Consider the following 17,263-nt stretch of genomic DNA (forward strand, 5'->3'; position numbering starts at 1 on the left):
TACGCCACCCGGTGTCGGTAAGCGTCACCCTAATGCCAAGGGCGGAGCCTTATCAGCCGTTCTCCTTTTTCGCACCGCGAGCAGGTATCCGGCGGCGCCCACCAGGTAGAGGACGGCCGCCGTGATCAGGAGTCCCGGCGAACGGCCGTCGTCCGGGATCACCGTCGCGGCCAGGGAGACGGCGGCGACCTGGGTGATGTTGAAGAGGGTGTCGTAGAGCGCGAAGACCCGTCCTCGGGCCTCGTCGGCGACGTCGAGCTGGACCGAGGAATCGACGCAGAGTTTCAGCACCTGCCCGGCACCGGTCACCAGGAACGCCGCGAGCAACGCGGCCGGCACCACCATCGGCAGGCCGAGCGCGGACTGCGCGACCGCCGCCAGCACCAGCGCGCCCACCACCACCCGGACCCTGCCGAGCCGTCGAAGCAGGCGGGCGGTCAGCAGCCCGGCGACGAGGATCCCGGCACCGGCGAACGCGGCCATCTGGCCCAGCCCCGCCATCCCCGCGCGGAAGATGCCCGCGTCGGTGAAGTGGTTGCGCATCAGCAGCACGGTCACCAGCAGTGAGATGCCGTACGACGCGCGATGGGCGAACAGCGCGACGAACCCGGCCGTCACGCTGGGCGTCCGCCAAGCCGCCTTCGCGCCGTCCGCCAGGCCCCGGGCGACGGCGAGTGCCGGGTTCGACGGCTCGTCGACCGTCGACGGCCCGAGCAGCCCGCGTGCGAACCCCGAGGCCAGGACGGCGGCGCCGATCCCGCCCAGCGCGGCGACGGCGGTGACCCACGCGGAACCGGCGTCGTCGGCCCCGGTCAGCGCCCGGAGGCCGATCGCACAGCCGCCACCGACGACGGCGAGCACCGAGCCCCAAGTCGCGGCGAAGGCGTTCGCGGCGACCACGGACTTCTCCTCGACGACGTGCGGAAGCGACGCGGACAGCCCCGAACCGATGAACCGCGAGATGCCTTCGGACGCCAGGGCCAGGGAGAACAGCCCGATCCCGGCCGCTCCCGTACCCACGGCGATCGCCGTCGCGAGGATGGTGGCCGACCGCAGGAGGCTCGCGAAGATCAGGACCTTCCGGCGATCCCAGCGGTCGAGCAGCGCGCCCGCGAACGGGCCGACGAGCGAATACGGCAGGAGCAACGCCGCGAACCCGCCCGCCATGGCGAGCGCGTCGGCGGCGCGTTCGGGGTTGAAGAGGACGGCACCGGCCAGCCCGGCCTGGTACATGCCGTTGCCCCAATGCGCGGAAAACCGCGTGAACAGCAGACGGCGGAAGTCACGGTCGCGAACGTACGCCCTGGTGGGCGCCGTGGCGGTGGTCGTCACGGCGTCAGCCTATAAAGGTGGCCGATGCGCTTTGAGGTCGCCTCTCGGCGGCTATGCGCAGTGTGGCTCCAGCCGGACGGTATTCCACAAAGGCGGTTCTTCAGTGAGCCCGGGGGACACGGAAAGCGCACCGACCGTTGTGTCCAACGGTGCTCGTGATGCTGTTGTTCCCAGAGCCGGACGATTTGTCCCCGCTCGAAGTGGGATCATGGCGGACGTGCCAGCGGACGCCGAGGTCGAACCGGGAACGCTCCTGGTCGCCGCCCCCACGATGTTCGATCCCAACTTCCGGCGGACCGTCGTGTTCGTCATCGATCACCGGGACGAGGGAACGCTCGGCGTCGTGCTCAACCGGCCGAGTGACGTTCCGGTGTACGACGTGCTGCCCAACTGGGGCGGGCACGTCGCCGAACCGCAGTCGGTGTTCGTCGGCGGTCCGGTCGAGAAGAAGACCGCGTTGTGCCTGGCCGCGCTGCGCACCGGCGAGACGGCGTCGAGCGTGCCCGGCGTGATCGCCGTCCGCGGCCCGGTCGCGCTGGTCGACCTCGACACCGATCCCGAGATCCTGGTGCCGAAGGTCCGCGGTGTGCGGGTCTTCGCCGGGTATGCGGGCTGGGATTCCGGCCAGCTGGCGAACGAGATCGAACGCGAAGACTGGGTGATCGTCCCGGCGCTGCCCAGTGACGTCCTCGCTTCGCCGCACCACGACCTGTGGGGTCAGGTGCTGCGGCGTCAGGGCATTCCGCTGGCGCTGCTGGCCACCCACCCGGGAGACCTCCAGCGCAACTAGGCGGTGGCGGTGTCGGCCTTCTTGAAGACGCCGCAGGTGCCGCAGGCGCAGCCGCTGCATCCGGCGGGCCGCTCCGGCTCGGGCTCCGGCACCGTCGCGGCCGCGCGGTTGCCGAGTACTCCCCCGGCCGCGACCAGCGCGATCATCCCGATCACGCCCACGAACGAAGCGAGCAGCAGCCCGAACGTCGTCGGCATGACCAGTGCGGCGATCCCCGCGAGCACGGCGATCACGCCGCCCGCCAGCGTCGGGACCCCGGCGACCTTGTTGCCGAGGCGGAAGGCGTCCTCGCTGCGCATGGTGGCGGCGGTGCGCACGCCGGCGCCGCGGTCACGCGGCAGCTTCTCGCGCAGGCCGAGGAACCCACCCCAGCCGACGAGGACACCCAGCACGATCGGGACCAGCGCTATGACGAACACTCCACGAGGATAAGCGTGACGTCCCGGCAACCTGCCGGATACCCTGATCGACTGTGCTACAGGCCATGTCACGCCGAGTTCTCAGTGCCGCCCTGATCGGGGCCGTCCCTCTCACCCTGATGGCCGCACCCGCCGCCGAAGCGGGTCACCGTCCGCTTCGCCTGATCGGGGAACAGATCGTCCCGAACGCCCTGCCCTACGAAGGCACCGTCGTCGGCGGCCTTTCCAGCATCGATTTCGACCCCCGCACCGGCGAGTACGCGCTGATCTGCGACGACCGCTCGGCCCTCAACCCGGCGCGGTTCTACACGGCGAAGTTCTCCCTCGACGCCAAGGGACTCGGCCCGGTCACCTTCACCGGCACCAAGCCGCTCCTGCGTCCCGACGGCACTCCGTACCCGCCGCTCGCGAAGAACGACCCCGCGCAGCCGCCGAACATGCAGACCATCGACCCCGAAGAGCTGCGTGTCGACCCCTGGACCGGCCGGTACGTCTGGTCCCAGGAGGGCGAGCGCTCGGCGGCGGCCCGGATCGACCCGTCGATCCGCGAGGCGGAGCGCGACGGCTCCTACGTCCGTGACCTGCCGATTCCCGCCAACGAGAAGATGACCGAGACGACGGGGCCGCGGCAGAACCTCGCTCTCGAAGGACTCACGTACGCGGGCTTCGGGTCGCTGATCGCCAGTTCGGCGGAGGGCCCGTTGCTGCAGGACGGCCCGGAGGCGAACACCACGTCAGGTGCCCTTTCGCGCATCACGCTCCAGTCGCGGTTCGGGCCGGTCCTCGCGCAGTACGCGTACCCGCAGGAGAAGGTCTTCGCGTCGCCGAACCCGCCCGGCGCGTTCGCGACCACCGGAATCTCGTCGCTGCTGGCCGTCGACCAGGCCGATCCGACGCGCTACCTGGTGATGGAGCGTTCGTTCGTCACCGGCGTCGGCAACAAGGTCCGCATCTACGAGATCGACACCAAGGGCGCCACGAACGTCCTGAAGACGCCGTCGCTGGCTGACGCGAAGAAGGTCAAGCCGGTCAAGAAGCGCCTGCTCGCGGACCTGGCGGACTTCAAGTTGTCCACTGTGGACAACGTCGAGGGGATGACCTGGGGGCCGCGGCTCCCGAACGGCGAGCGCAGCCTGGTACTGGTCAGCGACAATAACTTCTCCGCGACGCAGGTGACCCAGTTCATCGCTCTGGCGGTCCCCTCGGAACGGCTTTGACCAGCGCGTTAAACTGGACTCATGGACACGGCTCGGCTGCTCCTTAGCCTGCCGCGCTGAACTCGGCCGAACGGCCGGGACCAGCGCGGCGACCCCTCATGCCCTCCGGGCTGAGGGGTCGAGTTGTTTCTGGAGTGGCTTGACGTGGATGAGCACGGAGGATTTCGGCGATGAACCAGGCGAGCGAAGGCGCCGACGCGGCACCTCAGCACCGCTACACCGCGGAGCTGGCGGGCCAGATCGAGCAGCGCTGGCAGGACTACTGGTCCGACCACGGCACCTACCACGCGCCGAACCCGGTGGGCCCGCTCGCGGACGAGAGCGGGGAGGTCCCGTCGGACAAGCTGTTCGTCCAGGACATGTTCCCGTACCCGTCGGGCGCCGGCCTGCACGTCGGGCACCCGCTGGGCTTCATCGCGACCGACGTCTTCGCGCGGTACCACCGCATGATCGGCCGCAACGTGCTGCACACGATGGGCTTCGACGCCTTCGGCCTGCCCGCCGAGCAGTACGCGGTGCAGACGGGGCAGCATCCGCGCAAGACGACCGAAGAGAACATGGAGACCTACCTGCGCCAGATCCGGCGCCTGGGCCTGGGGCACGACGAACGTCGCCGGATCTCGACGATCGATCCGGACTACTACAAGTGGACCCAGTGGATCTTCCTGCAGATCTACAACTCGTGGTACGACGAGAAGGCGGGCAAGGCCCGGCCGATCGTCGAACTGGAGACCGAGTACGCGCAGGACAAACGACGTACGCCGGACGGCCGCAACTGGTGCGAGCTGACCCGCGCCGAGCAGCTGAAGATCATCGACTCGCATCGCCTGGTCTACCTGTCCGAGGCGCCGGTGAACTGGTGCCCCGGCCTGGGCACGGTGCTGTCGAACGAAGAGGTCACCTCCGACGGCCGCAGTGAGCGCGGCAACTTCCCGGTCTTCCGCCGCAACCTGCGTCAGTGGATGATGCGGATCACCGCCTACGCCGACCGGCTGGTCGACGACCTGGACCTGCTGGACTGGCCCGAGAAGGTCAAGTCCATGCAGCGCAACTGGATCGGCCGCTCGCACGGTGCGCGCGTGTCGTTCGAGGCGGGCGAGCAGAAGATCGAGGTCTTCACCACCCGCCCCGACACCCTGTTCGGCGCCACGTACCTGGTGGTCGCGCCCGAACACCCGCTGGTCGACGAGCTGACCGCCGCCACCTGGCCGGAAGGCGTCGACGCCCGCTGGACCGGTGACGCGGCGACACCCGCCGAAGCGATCGCCGCCTACCGTGCGGCGGCGGCGCGGAAGTCCGAATTGGACCGTCAGGAGAGCAAGGAGAAGACCGGCGTCTTCACCGGCTCCTACGCGGTGAACCCGGCCGACGGCAAGGAGATCCCGGTCTTCGTCGCCGACTACGTGCTGATGGGCTACGGCACCGGCGCGATCATGGCGGTCCCCGGCCAGGACACCCGTGACTGGGAGTTCGCCGAGAAGTTCGGCCTGGAGATCATCCGTACCGTCCAGCCGTCGGAAGGCTTCGATGGCAAGGCGTTCACCGGCGACGGACCCGCGATCAACTCGGGGTTCCTGGACGGCATGGGCGTCGACGAGGCCAAGAAGACGATGATCGGCTGGCTGGAGGAGAACGGCCACGGCCGCGGCACCGTCCAGTACAAGCTGCGCGACTGGCTGTTCTCGCGCCAGCGCTACTGGGGCGAGCCGTTCCCGGTCGTCTACGACGAGGACGGCCAGGTCCACCCGCTGCCGGACAGCATGCTGCCGGTCGAACTGCCCGAGGTCGCCGACTACTCGCCGGTGACCTTCGACCCGGAGGACCGGGACAGCACGCCGTCCTCGCCGCTGGCCCGCGCGACCGACTGGGTCGAGGTCGAGCTGGATCTGGGACAGGGCAAGAAGACCTACCGCCGCGACATCAACACGATGCCGAACTGGGCGGGTTCCTGCTGGTACCAGCTGCGGTACCTGGACCCGACCAATCCGGACGTGTTCGTCGCGCCGGAGAACGAGTCCTACTGGGTCGGTCCGCGTCCCGCCGAACACGGCGTCGACGACCCCGGCGGCACGGACCTGTACGTCGGCGGTGTCGAGCACGCGGTGCTGCACCTGCTGTACTCGCGGTTCTGGCACAAGGTGCTGTTCGACCTGGGCCACGTGTCGTCGCAGGAGCCGTACCGGAAACTGTTCAACCAGGGCTACGTCCAGGCCTACGCCTACACGGACGCACGCGGCGTCTACGTCCAGGCCGACCAGGTCGAGGAGCGGGACGGCAAGTTCTTCTTCGGCGACGAAGAGGTCAAGCAGGAATACGGCAAGATGGGCAAGAGCCTGAAGAATGTCGTGACGCCTGACCAGATGTCCACCGACTACGGCGCCGACACCTTCCGCTTCTACGAGATGTCGATGGGCCCGCTGGACGTCTCGCGGCCGTGGGCGACCAAGGACGTCGTCGGCGCGCAACGGTTCCTGCAGCGGCTGTGGCGACTGATCGTCAATGAGGAGACCGGCGAACTGCGGGTGTCCACTGTGGACGCGACCGACGAGGACCGCAAGCAGCTGCACAAGACGGTCGCCGGGGTCCGCGAGGACTACGCGGAGATGCGGTTCAACACGGCCGGCGCGAAGCTGATCGAGCTGAACAACTACGTCACCAAGACCTACGGTTCGGCCGAGGCCACGCCGCGGGAACTGGTGGAGCCGCTGGTGCTGATGCTGGCGCCGCTGGCCCCGCACCTGGCCGAGGAGCTGTGGAAGCGGCTGGGCCACGCGGATTCCCTGGTGCACGGGCCGTTCCCGGTCGTCGACGAGAAGTACCTGGTCGAGGACTCCGTGGAGTACCCGATCCAGGTCAACGGCAAGGTGCGTTCGCGGGTCACCGTGCCCGCCGACGCGGGCAAGGATGCCGTGCAGGCCGCCGCGCTGGCCGACGAGAAGGTCGCCGCCCTGGTCGGCGACGGCACACCCCGCAAGGTGATCGTCGTGCCCGGACGGCTGGTCAACATCGTGCTGTAGCGCCGTGGCCGATAGCCGCCAGCGTCGAGGGTCATGAGGCGATTCGATGGAGTTGTTCAAGGACAACGAAATCGAACGGAGAACACCCTCATGACCCTCGACGGCAAGGTGGCTTTGGTGACCGGCGGCAGCCGCGGGATCGGTGCCGCCACGGCGATCCGGCTCGCCGAGGACGGCGCCGACGTCGCACTCACCTACCAGAACAACGCCGCGCTCGCGGCCGGTGTCGTGGACAAGATCAAGGCGCTCGGCCGCCGCGCGCTGGCGATCCAGGCCGACAGCGCCGACGCCGCGGCCGTGGTTTCCGCGGTCGACACGGCGGTCGCCGAGTTCGGCAGGCTCGACGTGCTGGTCAACAACGGAGGCGTCGGCTTCGTCGGCCCGCTCGACCAGACGAGCCTGGAGGACATCGACCGCGTGCTCACGGTCAACGTCCGCGGTGTCTACGTGGCCACGCAGGCCGCGGCCCGGCACCTCGGTGACGGCGGGCGCGTGATCACCATCGGCAGCTGTATCTCGGACCGCGTGCCCGGCCCCGGGATGTCGCTGTACGCGGTGAGCAAGACCGCCCTGCTGGGCATGACCAAGGGGCTGGCCAGGGAACTGGGGCCGCGCGGCATCACCGTGAACATCGTCCACCCCGGCCCGACCGACACCGACATGAACCCGGCCGACGGCCCGTACGCCGCCGACCAGCGGAGCCTGACGGCGTTCGACCGCTACGGCTCGCCGTCGGAGGTCGCCGCCACCGTGTCGTTCCTGGCGCGGCCGGAAAGCAAGTACGTGACCGGCTCGACCGTCTCGGTCGACGGCGGGCACGCGGCGTAGCTACTCGGTGGACAGGCCGATCTCGCGCGCGAGATCGGCCAGCATCGCGTCGAAGAGGACGTCCGGTTTCGAGAACGGGATCGGATAATTGCCGAAGACCTCGAGCGTGACGTGCCCGTAGAGCCGGGCCCAGAACTGGATCATCAGGTACGTCACGCCGAGGTCGAGCTTTTCGAGCGGGAACGTCGCCCCGGACTCCTTCAGCACGGCGAGCAGTTCCTCTTGGAAGGACGTGAGATCGTCGCGCAGCTCGACGGGGACCACGTCGTTCGACGGCGTCACCAGGTCGTGCATCGCGAGCACCCGCCCCGCCGCCGCGAGGAAGATCCGCCCGAACGGCTCGTCCAGCCTGCTCAACGTGTCATCGCCCGAAGGCGACGCGAAGACCAGCGTGAACTCCTTGGTGTGCGTGAGCGCCCACCGCCGGAATCCCTTGCAGATGGCGAAAAGCTGCAGCGCGCCCTCGTCCGGCAACTGCGCGATGTCCTCGGCGAGCCCGGCAGCCAGATCCGCGACGACGTCCGCGCGAAGATGCTCGACCAGATCGTCACGGGAACCGTAGTAGCGGTACAGCGCCGGCGCCGTGATGCCGAGCTCGCGCGCGATCGCCCGCAGGGTCACGGCCTCCGGGCCCTGCTCGACCAGGAGCGCCCGCGCCGTCCGGCGGATGTCCTGATCGGTCGCCGCCCGCTCGCGGCCCCTGCGGCTGGGGTTGGTCATCCGGGCATTCTAGGTGGTCAGTACGGGGATTACCCCAGAAGGCGAGCTTGAAGCCTCGTGAGTGGCCGGAGCGCGAGGAAGATCGGAACGGCCATCCCGGCGGCGATGAGGAAGTGCACGATCCACGCGCCCGCCAGCGTCGGCCCGCCCCACGTGCCCTCGGGGTCGCTCCCCGTCCAGAAGAGCCCGTAGGTCGCGATGCGCCCGACGAGATAGAAGAGCAGCAACGCGAGCAGGAACGCCACCGCGCTCGGACCGAAGGCCACCACGAACCGCGGCCGAGACCCGCCCTCCTGCCCGAGCCAGCGCCGCGCCAGCCCGCGCTGGACCTTCGCGCCCCCGAGGTAGCCCGGAAGCACGAGGAATGCGTAGATCGCGCGTTTCCAGTCCGAAATCGTCATGCTCGCCACGCTAGGAGCCGCTGACCTGCGAGAACATCGGGTAAGCCGTCGAATCGGGTAGGGAAAACCGGAGGTCGCTGTGGTGATCCACACGACCGGGCTGCGGATGTCCGCCAAACGTTCCCCGATGTCAGACGGGTATGCCACACTCGGTCGCCGAACGGCTACGACGTGAACAGGGGAGGTTCGCGTGTCGAACCCTGAGCAGCTCTTCGCTGATTTCGAGGCCAAACTGGCCGACGCCCAGCGAAAGGCGAATCAGATGCGCACCGAGATCGAAAGCGTCTCGGTGTCCGAACGCAGCAAGGACGGCCAGATCTCGGTCAAGGTCAACCACGCGGGGAACCTCGTCGGCCTGGAGATCGGCCCGTCCGTGCGGGACAACCCCGCGCTCGCCCAGGAGATCCTCCGCGTCGTCCAGAGCGCGCAGAGCAAACTCGCGGCCGCGATGCAGACCGGCGTGCCGTCCATCGCGGGCACCGAGACGATGAACGAGCTGGTCAACCAGCTGCACAACGAATACCCGGAGCCCGAACCGACGGGCTACGTCGAGGGCGGCCACCAGGAGGCGGACGAGGACGACCGCTTCGTCGCCGAAGACGAACTCGACGCGCCTCCTCCTGCTCCAAAGCCACCCGCTCCTCCGGCCCCTCCCGCGCCGCCGCGTGCCGCGCGCAGGCAGCAGACGGACCACGAGGACGACTACTTCACCGGCGGCGACTTCCTGCGCTGAGCGGGTTCTCGAGGGAGGGAAAACATGGGGCAGCCACAAGGTAGTGAAGATTTCAAGGTCGATCCCGCGGAGCTCGCCGCGCATCGCAACACGATCGACTATCTGGGGCAACGAGTCGCGCTGACGGGATCTGCTGCCGACGCGGCCATGGGCGATGAAGCGTTCGGCCTGGTCGGAATCCCTCTCGCAGCGATTTGCGCCACTGTGCAGAGCCTGGCCCGGAGCGCGATCGAGTCGGCCGTCGAAGCTTCGGCCGACCATGCCGATCGTGTGCACACCTGGCAGCAAAGGAAGCAAATGCAGGAGGACGAGTTCAAGAGCCTCTTCAAAGTGGAGGACTGACCGATGGCAGAAACACCCGTCGCGGCTCCAGGCCCCAATCCGCTGATCAAGACAGACGCCGCGCAGGACGAGAGCTCACTCGAAGGCGCGGGAATCCTCCAAGACTTCTGGGACACCGGTGCCAAGATCGCGAGTGGAGATTGGGCGGAGGGGCTGGCGAATCTCGCCAACGGGGCGATGGGCCTGGCCGACCTCGTCGCCGATCCCATCGGGACCCTGGCGGCGTCGGCGTTCGGTTGGATCATCGAACACGTCCCGTTTCTCCGTGAACCACTCGATTGGCTCGTCGGTGATCAGGTCGCTTTGGACAACATGATCGGGACCTGGGAGAACATCGGCAAGGAACTCGAGTCGGTCAGCGAAGACTTGGGCAAGGCGGTCGACCGCGAAAGCGCGAACTGGACCGGCGAAGCCGCGGACGCCTATCGGGCCTTCGCCAAGAATCGGGCCGATCTCTATGCGGGCATCGCCTCGGGTGCCAACTCCATCGGGACTCTGGTCAGCGTCTGCAAGATGATCCTCGCGGTCGTGCGAACCATCGTCCGTGACTTGATCTCCGAGTGTCTCGGAAAGCTCGTGAGCATCGCGATGCGCTACCCGGGGCCTGCGATGCCTGCCGGCATCGCAGCGGAGGGAACGCCCAAGGCCATCAGTTACGCACAGAGGTGCGTCGGTTGGATCAAGAAGCTGACCAAGGCGTTCGATAGGGCGAAGGGCCTCTTCAAGCGTCTCACGGATGGCTTCGACAAGATCAAGGACGCTCTGACTCCGAAGGCACTGAAGAAGTTCACCGATGGTGGGAAGAAGGCGGTCGACGGTGCCGGCGACACGACCTTCGCGTCGAAGGTCGCCGAGGCGAGGAAGGAACTTCCTGAGTCTCGTAAGCACATATTCGGTTTGGAGGATACGTCCAAGGACAAGAGCCTCACCGAAAACCTCGCCCAGGTGAAAGAAAACGTCACCGGTCGTCTCAAGGACAAGTACGGCGAGGACTTCCAGGCGAATCTCACCAAGGAGAAACGTAAGGCCCTTGGGAAAAAGATCGATGAGACGGTAGAGGACACCTTCGGTGAGGAGGACGAACCGCCGAGTAAAAAGGCGCTGACTCCGGCTGGGGTCATGGGGCCGTACAGCGCGGCAGGCGCACCCCAGAAATCTGCTCCAGAGGATCTCGCAGCTGAGCCGCCGATCTTCGAGCAACAGGGTGGACAGCGAATCTCCGGTTCGCTGTAGGGCTTCGAACGACATGAGGGGAACACAAAGTGGCCGATGACCAGTTGGTGATCTCGAGAACGCCTGGAGTCGTCGGTCATCTGGTTCTGGTCGTTCTGTTCGCCACCTTGACCGTGGTCATGACGATCGCCGTGGTCAGCGACTACCAGCTGGCGGTGCGCATCGTCGCCGGTGTGCTCTGCGCCGTGTTCATCTACTGCGGGACAATCGAGTTCCGTAACTACCGGACTCCTCCGCCCGCGGACGAGCTGATCTTCGATCCGGCCGGGATCAGGCGGATCAAGGGCGGCGTGGTGGCCTGGAGTGCTCGGTGGGAAAACATCGCCCAGGTCATCTTGAGCCTCGAGTTCCGAGAATATTCACCACACCGCTCCGCACCGGACGAGTTCAAGCTGGTCATTCGCCCCGGGGAGGGTTTCGACGCATTGGACGCGGGTTTCGCCCGTGAGCCCGATGGCGACCTTCAAGTCGCGGACGTCGACCTCAGGCCTCGTGATGTGGAGCGGCTTCTGCCCTTTCTCGTGAAGCGTGTCGACGTCGCGCTCGAGGACGACAACACCGCTGTGCGGCCTGTGCCCGACGAACCGGTAGTGGAGACGGCACGCGAGGAAGCCCTCGACGTCGTGGACGACGTGGTGAAGATCCATGTGAACGGCTGGGACAAGCGCAAACTGTGGGTCTTCCGTTTCGTGTCCCTGATGATCGAGGTCACTGCCTTGGTGGTCGCCGCCGCGACCGAAGGCACCGCAGTGCGAGCCGGTGCGCTCGGTGTGCTCTTCGCGCTCTTCGCCGTGACGATGGTGGTCGAAGGGCTCGAGGGCGGGACGCACGACAAGAAGCGAAAAGTCGTGCTCGAGCTCAGGCCGCGTGGCTTCTACTTCCGGACGTACGGCACCTTCGTCGGAGTGTGGTGGCATGAGATAGATGCCGTCCGGTGGGGGGTCGACCACGGCTCCACCTACTTGGACTTCCTGCCGGGCTCGGACATGTTCGCGATTCGCCATCCGCAGTTGGCTGAATTGACCAGAAGCAACCCGTACGACGCCGGGTCCGGCAGTCTCGCCGGTGGTTGGTATCGGTTGGCGCGGCCGTTCAGCGTCAACGCGCGACGCGAGTTCGAGAGCAGCATGCGAAGGTCTGAACGCGTGGAATTCCGGGAGGCGGCGGCGTCGCGCTGAAAGCGGAGCCGGGGCGCCGCCGGCGCCGATCACTCGGGGGGCTACGTGATCGACGCCGGCGACCCGATGCCCTCTTCCCGGCACCGGCCGGGATCGGGGCAACGTCACCGCGTGGACGCGGCAACGCATCTCAAGAGCGGGCGTGATCGCCGAAGTGACGTCCGGGGGAAGGTTATCCCCCGAAAGAGTGACGGCGTTCCGCTGCTCGCCTGATTGTCGCACTACGCGCCGAGAAAGTTACAAAGTTCTTCACATCTTCGCCGGGAGAAGGGTCATGACCGGACAACTCCTGGTCATGGCATCGTTTCCTCCATGACTTCTCAGGTGCTGGTCATCGGGTCCGCCAATGCCGATCTCGTCGTCCCGGTCGACCGGCGGCCAGGTGGTGGCGAAACCGTACTCGGTGGCGACACGATCTTGTCGCCGGGTGGCAAAGGCGCCAACACGGCGGTCGCCGCGGCCAGGCTCGGGGCCGACGTCGCGCTGCTCGGGGCGGTCGGCGACGACCCGTACGGCGAGCTGCTCAAGCGGTCGCTGGCCGAGTCCGGGGTGAACACGGACTCGCTGCGCACGAGCGAGCGTCCGACGGGGATCGCGTACATCACGGTCACGCCCGACGGCGAGAACTCGATTCTCGTCTCGCCTGGCGCCAATTCGGCCCTGCGGCCCGAGGACGTCGACCTCGGCGGCGCCGAGGTCGTGGTGTTGTCGCTGGAGATCCCGCTCGAAACCGTCGAGCACGCCGTCGCGAAAGCCGTCGAAAGCGGCGTGAAGACGTTGCTGAACCTCTCGCCGGCGGCCGAGCTCTCCGCGGAGACGCTGCAGGGGCTCGACGTCCTGCTGGTCAACGAGCACGAGGCGGCCTTCCTGCTCGGCGGCGAAGCGGACTTCCCGAAGCTGCTCGACCTCGGCCCGAAGGCCGCTGTCGTGACGCTCGGCGCGAAGGGTGCGGCGGTGGTGACCTCGGACGGGGTGACGGAGGTGCCGTCGCCGAAGGTCGAGGCCGTCGACACCACAGGTGCCGGGGACGCTTTCGCGGGGGCGCTCGCCACGTCGCTCGCGAAGGGTGAGGAACTGGCCGACGCCGCGCGCAGGGCGGTGAAGGTGGCGGCGATCACCGTGACCCGGCAAGGTGCGCAGCCGTCCTATCCGACGGCATCCGAACTGGAATGATGTCCCGGTCTGTGTTGTGCTGTCGGCTATGAGTCAGGTCACGCCGCCTATGAGATATGGTCTAGACCATGCCGTCTGAGTCACTGTCCGGGGTCGCCGTCAGTCCCGGCCGCGCGAGCGGTCCTGTCGTCCGGGTCGCCGAGCCGCTCGGCGAACCCGCGAGCACGCCGGCACCGGCCGATCCCGCCGCCGAGGCCGCCCGGATCGCCCCGGCCGCGCAGATCGTGGCGGGCAGGCTCGAAAAGCTCGCCGAGACGGCGACGGGTGAGGCCGCGACGATCCTCATCACCACCGCGGCGATGGCGGCCGACCCGGCGCTCGTCTCCTCGGCGGAGCAGCTGGTCAAGGACAAGAACCTGCCCGCGCCGCGTGCGGTGCATCAGGCTGCGGGCAAGTTCGCCGACGCGCTCGCGGCCGCGGGCGGCTACATGGCCGAGCGTGCCCGTGACGTCCTCGACGTGCGTGACCGGCTCATCGCCGAACTGCTCGGCATCGCGCCTCCCGGCGTTCCGGACCTGGACTCGCCGAGCGTGCTCGTCGCCCGCGACCTCGCGCCCGCCGACACCGCGGGTCTCGACCCGGACAAGGTGCTCGCGCTCGTCACCGAAGAGGGCGGCCCCACCAGTCACACCGCGATCCTCGCCCGCGCGCTCGGCATTCCCGCCGTCGTCGCGGTCCGCGGGCTTCTCGCGCTCGACGCGCAAGCGCTTGCGGTGGACGGTGACACCGGGGTCGTCGAGGTCGCGGACCCGGACGCCGAGGTCGTCACGGCCGCCAAGACCGGCGCGATCGAGTGGGACGGCACCGGCGCGACGTCCGACGGCCACCGGGTGAAGGTCCTCGGCAACGTCGGTTCCGCCACCGACGCCCAGGCCGCGGCCGAGGCGGGCGCGGAAGGCGTCGGCCTCTTCCGCACCGAGTTCTGCTATCTCGACGCGTCCGCCGAGCCGAGCGTCGAAGAGCAGCGCAAGGCCTACACCGCCGTGCTCACGCCGTTCCGCGGCAAGCCGGTCATCGTCCGCACGCTCGACGCGGGCGCCGACAAGCCTCTCGCGTTCCTGGAGCCCGAGGTCGAGCCGAACCCGGCGCTCGGCGTACGCGGGCTTCGCGTCGCTTTCGACCGGCCCGAGATCCTCGATCGCCAGCTCGAGGCCATCGCGGGTGCCGCGCAGGACTCCGGAGCCGAGGTTTCGGTGATGGCCCCGATGGTCGCCACCGCCGCCGAGGCCGCCTGGTTCGCCGAGCGCGCCCGCGCCGCCGGAATCGCCCGCGTCGGCGTGATGATCGAGATCCCGGCCGCCGCGCTGACCGCCCGCGAGATCCTCGACGTGGTCGATTTCGTCTCCGTCGGCACCAACGACCTCGCGCAGTACACCTTCGCCGCGGATCGCCAGCTCGGCGCGGTCGCCAAGCTCAACGACCCGTGGCAGCCCGGGCTGCTGCGTCTCCTGAAGGTCATCGGCCAGGCCGCGAAGGACACCGGCAAGCCCGCCGGTGTCTGCGGTGAGGCCGCCGCCGACCTGAGGCTAGCGCTCGTGCTGGCCGGGCTCGGCCTGACCAGCCTTTCGATGAACGCGCCCGCCGTACGCGCGGTCGGCGCGAGTCTGGCCGCGACGACGCTGGCCGAATGCGAGTCCCTGGCCGAAGCCGTCCTGGCCACCTCGGACCCGGTCGCCGCGAGGCAGGCCGCAGCCAAGCGGTAGCAAAGGTCCCCCGCTCTCCGAACAGAGAGTAGGGGACATGTCGAAATCCGGTTCGTCGCTTCGACGCCTAGGTGAAGACACCGAAGCGACGAAAGGACCGACCATGACGACCACCGTGACCCCGACGCGGGCTGGACGCCGGGAATGGGTCGGGCTGGCCGTGCTGGCCCTCCCCACCTTCCTGGTCTCCCTCGACGTCTTCGTGCTGATCCTCGCGCTGCCGAAGCTCAGCCAGAGCCTCGGCGCGGACAGCGTCCAGCAGCTGTGGATCATGGACGTCTACGGCTTCATGATCGCCGGGTTCATGGTCACCATGGGCACCCTCGGCGACCGCATCGGCCGCCGAAAACTGCTGCTCATCGGCGCCACGGCGTTCGGGCTGGCCTCCGTCCTGGCCGCGTTCTCGACCACCGCGCTGATGCTCATCGCCGCCCGCGCGCTCCTCGGGATCGCCGGCGCGACGCTGGCACCGTCGACGCTCGCGCTGATCAGCAACCTGTTCCTCGACAGCCGCCAGCGTTCGCTCGCGATCGGCATCTGGGCGGGTTGCTTCACCGTCGGCGCGATCGTCGGGCCGATGGTCGGCGGCGTGCTGCTGGAGCACTTCTGGTGGGGGTCGGTGTTCCTGCTCGGTGTCCCCGCGATGGTCCTGCTGCTCGTCGTCGGCCCGAAGCTCCTGCCCGAGTACCGCAACGAGAACGCGGGCCGCCTCGACCTGGTGAGCGTCGCGCTTTCGCTGGTCACGATCCTGCCCGCGGTCTACAGCATCAAGGAACTCGCCCGCGACGGCGTCCACGTGGTCCCGGTGGCCTCACTGCTGACCGGCCTGGCCTTCGGTGCGGCGTTCGTGCGGCGCCAGCGAACCCTCCAGGATCCGCTGATCGACCTGACGCTGTTCCGCGCCCGTGCGTTCACCACGGCGATCGGCGGGATGTGCGCGTTCACCATGCTGGGCGGGACGACCATGCTGTTCGTCGCGCAGTTCTTCCAGATCGTGCTGGAGCTTTCGCCGGTCGGCGCCGCGCTGGCGTTGCTGCCGGGCATGCTCGCGTCGACCGTCGGCTTCCTGGCCGCGCCGGTCCTCGCCCGCCGTGTCCGCCCCGCGACGCTGATCGCCGCCGGCCTGGCCGGCGCGATCGCCGGCTTCCTGCTGCTGACGCAGGTCGAGGCGGGCGCCGGTCCGGTGGTGCCGTCGATCGCCTTCGCCATCACCTGCCTGTGCGGTGGCCCGCTGGTCACCCTGGGCACGGATCTGGTCGTCGGCTCCGTGCCGCCGGAGAAGGCCGGTTCGGCGGCCTCGCTTTCGCAGACCGGCAACGAATTCGGCTACGCGCTGGGCATCGCGACCGTCGGGACGCTGGGCAACGCGGTGACCCAGGCCCGGCTCGCCGATGCCGTTCCCGCCCACGACGCGTTCGCGAGCGGGATGCACGCGGTGTCCGGGCTGGCCGCGCTGGTGCTGGCCGCGGTCGCGTACTTCGTGCTCCGCCACCTGCGCCACATTTAGCCGAAGAAGCCCCGCCGCGGGTACTTGATGATCAGCGACCCCCCGTGCACGCGCCCGGTGATGACGAACCGGGGCGTGCCGGGGCGGCCGTTCGACCGCGTCCGGTCGTCGAGGTTGCCGAACTTGATGTCGGTGATCGAGTTGGTGTCGACGGCGCCGTTCTCGGGGATGGTGATCTCCACCGGGCCCCATTTGGCCTGCAGCTCGATATGCACCACCGGGTGCCGGATCTCGGCCTGGGAGAAGTCCAGTTTCGTGGCGCCGTACTTGTTCCGGATCACCATCGACTCGGGGACCAGCCAGTTCCCGTTGCGCTGCAATGCCGAGTACTTGCCGTTGAGCTCCATGACCTGTCCGGACGGGTGCGCGTAGGCGTGCTGCCTCGGCGGCGCCCACGGGTTCTGCTGCTGCCGCGGCGCCATCGCCGCTTCGGGATGCACCAGGCCGGGCAGATCCGTGAGCACCGCGTTCAGCTCACCGCGGGTCTTGGAGGCGAGGGCGCGGTCGGTCCGTTCGGTGAACTCGTCGAGGTTCAGCATCCCGAGACCGATCGCCTTCTGCAGGACCTCGACGACGTGTTCGCGCTCCGCGTCGGAGACCCGGATGTCCCGTCCGGTCAACGGCTTGGTTTCGGTCGCCGGCTGCTCTTCCTCGCCCATGCCTGGAATGG

The 17,263-nt window shown here is 68.4% G+C and carries 16 protein-coding genes; 11 read left to right on the top strand and 5 right to left on the bottom strand.

Going from position 1 to position 17,263, the window contains the following annotated elements:
- Positions 1-24: 24 nt before the first annotated feature.
- The gene (locus CVV72_RS29330) at positions 25-1,332 is read right to left on the bottom strand and encodes an MFS transporter (RefSeq protein WP_219146885.1); all 1,308 of its coding nucleotides are present in this window, start codon (positions 1,330-1,332) and stop codon (positions 25-27) included.
- A 208-nt stretch (positions 1,333-1,540) separates the two neighbouring features.
- Between CVV72_RS29330 and CVV72_RS29335 the strand changes: the two genes are divergently transcribed.
- Positions 1,541-2,122 (top strand): YqgE/AlgH family protein, encoded by a 582-nt coding sequence (locus CVV72_RS29335; RefSeq protein WP_034323973.1) that lies wholly within the window; start codon positions 1,541-1,543, stop codon positions 2,120-2,122.
- Here the strand turns inward: CVV72_RS29335 and CVV72_RS29340 are convergent.
- Positions 2,119-2,541, bottom strand: coding sequence for an SdpI family protein (locus tag CVV72_RS29340; RefSeq protein WP_126734731.1), 423 nt, complete (start codon positions 2,539-2,541; stop codon positions 2,119-2,121). The genes CVV72_RS29335 and CVV72_RS29340 overlap by 4 nt on opposite strands.
- Positions 2,542-2,606: 65 nt before the next feature.
- Here CVV72_RS29340 and CVV72_RS29345 point away from each other — a divergent pair, with 65 nt between their 5' ends.
- The 3 genes from CVV72_RS29345 (at position 2,607) to CVV72_RS29355 (ending at position 7,603) form a co-directional block, all read left to right on the top strand.
- The gene (locus CVV72_RS29345) at positions 2,607-3,758 is read left to right on the top strand and encodes an esterase-like activity of phytase family protein (protein ID WP_219146887.1); all 1,152 of its coding nucleotides are present in this window, start codon (positions 2,607-2,609) and stop codon (positions 3,756-3,758) included.
- 170 nt (positions 3,759-3,928) lie between these two features.
- Positions 3,929-6,775 (top strand): leucine--tRNA ligase, encoded by a 2,847-nt coding sequence (leuS, locus tag CVV72_RS29350; protein ID WP_219146889.1) that lies wholly within the window; start codon positions 3,929-3,931, stop codon positions 6,773-6,775.
- A 90-nt stretch (positions 6,776-6,865) separates the two neighbouring features.
- Positions 6,866-7,603 carry an SDR family oxidoreductase gene (locus CVV72_RS29355; protein ID WP_219146893.1) on the top strand — a complete coding sequence of 246 codons (738 nt, stop codon included), beginning with the start codon at positions 6,866-6,868 and terminating at the stop codon, positions 7,601-7,603.
- Here the strand turns inward: CVV72_RS29355 and CVV72_RS29360 are convergent, their stop codons facing one another.
- A complete protein-coding gene (locus tag CVV72_RS29360) occupies positions 7,604-8,323 on the bottom strand; it encodes a TetR/AcrR family transcriptional regulator (RefSeq protein WP_219146895.1) in 720 nt (239 codons plus the stop codon).
- A gap of 29 nt (positions 8,324-8,352) precedes the next feature.
- Complete coding sequence (locus CVV72_RS29365) at positions 8,353-8,724, bottom strand: hypothetical protein (protein WP_219146897.1); 372 nt, start codon at positions 8,722-8,724, stop codon at positions 8,353-8,355.
- Between the two features lie 190 nt (positions 8,725-8,914).
- Between CVV72_RS29365 and CVV72_RS29370 the strand changes: the two genes are divergently transcribed.
- The 7 genes from CVV72_RS29370 to CVV72_RS29400 all read left to right on the top strand — a co-directional run bounded on the left by CVV72_RS29370 (position 8,915) and on the right by CVV72_RS29400 (position 16,593).
- Complete coding sequence (locus CVV72_RS29370; RefSeq protein WP_219146899.1) at positions 8,915-9,457, top strand: YbaB/EbfC family nucleoid-associated protein; 543 nt, start codon at positions 8,915-8,917, stop codon at positions 9,455-9,457.
- 24 nt (positions 9,458-9,481) lie between these two features.
- Positions 9,482-9,799: a hypothetical protein gene (locus CVV72_RS29375; protein ID WP_219146901.1), complete on the top strand. Its 318-nt coding sequence runs from the start codon at positions 9,482-9,484 to the stop codon at positions 9,797-9,799.
- A gap of 3 nt (positions 9,800-9,802) precedes the next feature.
- Complete coding sequence (locus CVV72_RS29380; protein ID WP_219146903.1) at positions 9,803-11,032, top strand: WXG100 family type VII secretion target; 1,230 nt, start codon at positions 9,803-9,805, stop codon at positions 11,030-11,032.
- Positions 11,033-11,061: 29 nt separating this feature from the next.
- Positions 11,062-12,210, top strand: coding sequence for a hypothetical protein (locus CVV72_RS29385; RefSeq protein ID WP_219146905.1), 1,149 nt, complete (start codon positions 11,062-11,064; stop codon positions 12,208-12,210).
- 312 nt (positions 12,211-12,522) lie between these two features.
- The gene (locus CVV72_RS29390) at positions 12,523-13,383 is read left to right on the top strand and encodes a ribokinase (protein WP_219146908.1); all 861 of its coding nucleotides are present in this window, start codon (positions 12,523-12,525) and stop codon (positions 13,381-13,383) included.
- A 68-nt stretch (positions 13,384-13,451) separates the two neighbouring features.
- Complete coding sequence (gene ptsP, locus CVV72_RS29395; RefSeq protein ID WP_219146910.1) at positions 13,452-15,086, top strand: phosphoenolpyruvate--protein phosphotransferase; 1,635 nt, start codon at positions 13,452-13,454, stop codon at positions 15,084-15,086.
- Positions 15,087-15,189: 103 nt separating this feature from the next.
- Entirely contained in the window at positions 15,190-16,593 is a 1,404-nt protein-coding gene (locus CVV72_RS29400; RefSeq protein ID WP_219146912.1) for an MFS transporter, read from the top strand.
- Here the strand turns inward: CVV72_RS29400 and CVV72_RS29405 are convergent.
- Positions 16,590-17,252, bottom strand: coding sequence for a DUF1707 domain-containing protein (locus CVV72_RS29405; protein ID WP_219146914.1), 663 nt, complete (start codon positions 17,250-17,252; stop codon positions 16,590-16,592). The two genes, CVV72_RS29400 and CVV72_RS29405, sit on opposite strands and share 4 nt — an antisense overlap.
- Between the last annotated feature and the right edge of the window lie 11 nt (positions 17,253-17,263).

The organism is Amycolatopsis sp. TNS106, assembly GCF_019330265.1.
Taxonomy (GTDB): domain Bacteria; phylum Actinomycetota; class Actinomycetes; order Mycobacteriales; family Pseudonocardiaceae; genus Amycolatopsis; species Amycolatopsis lurida.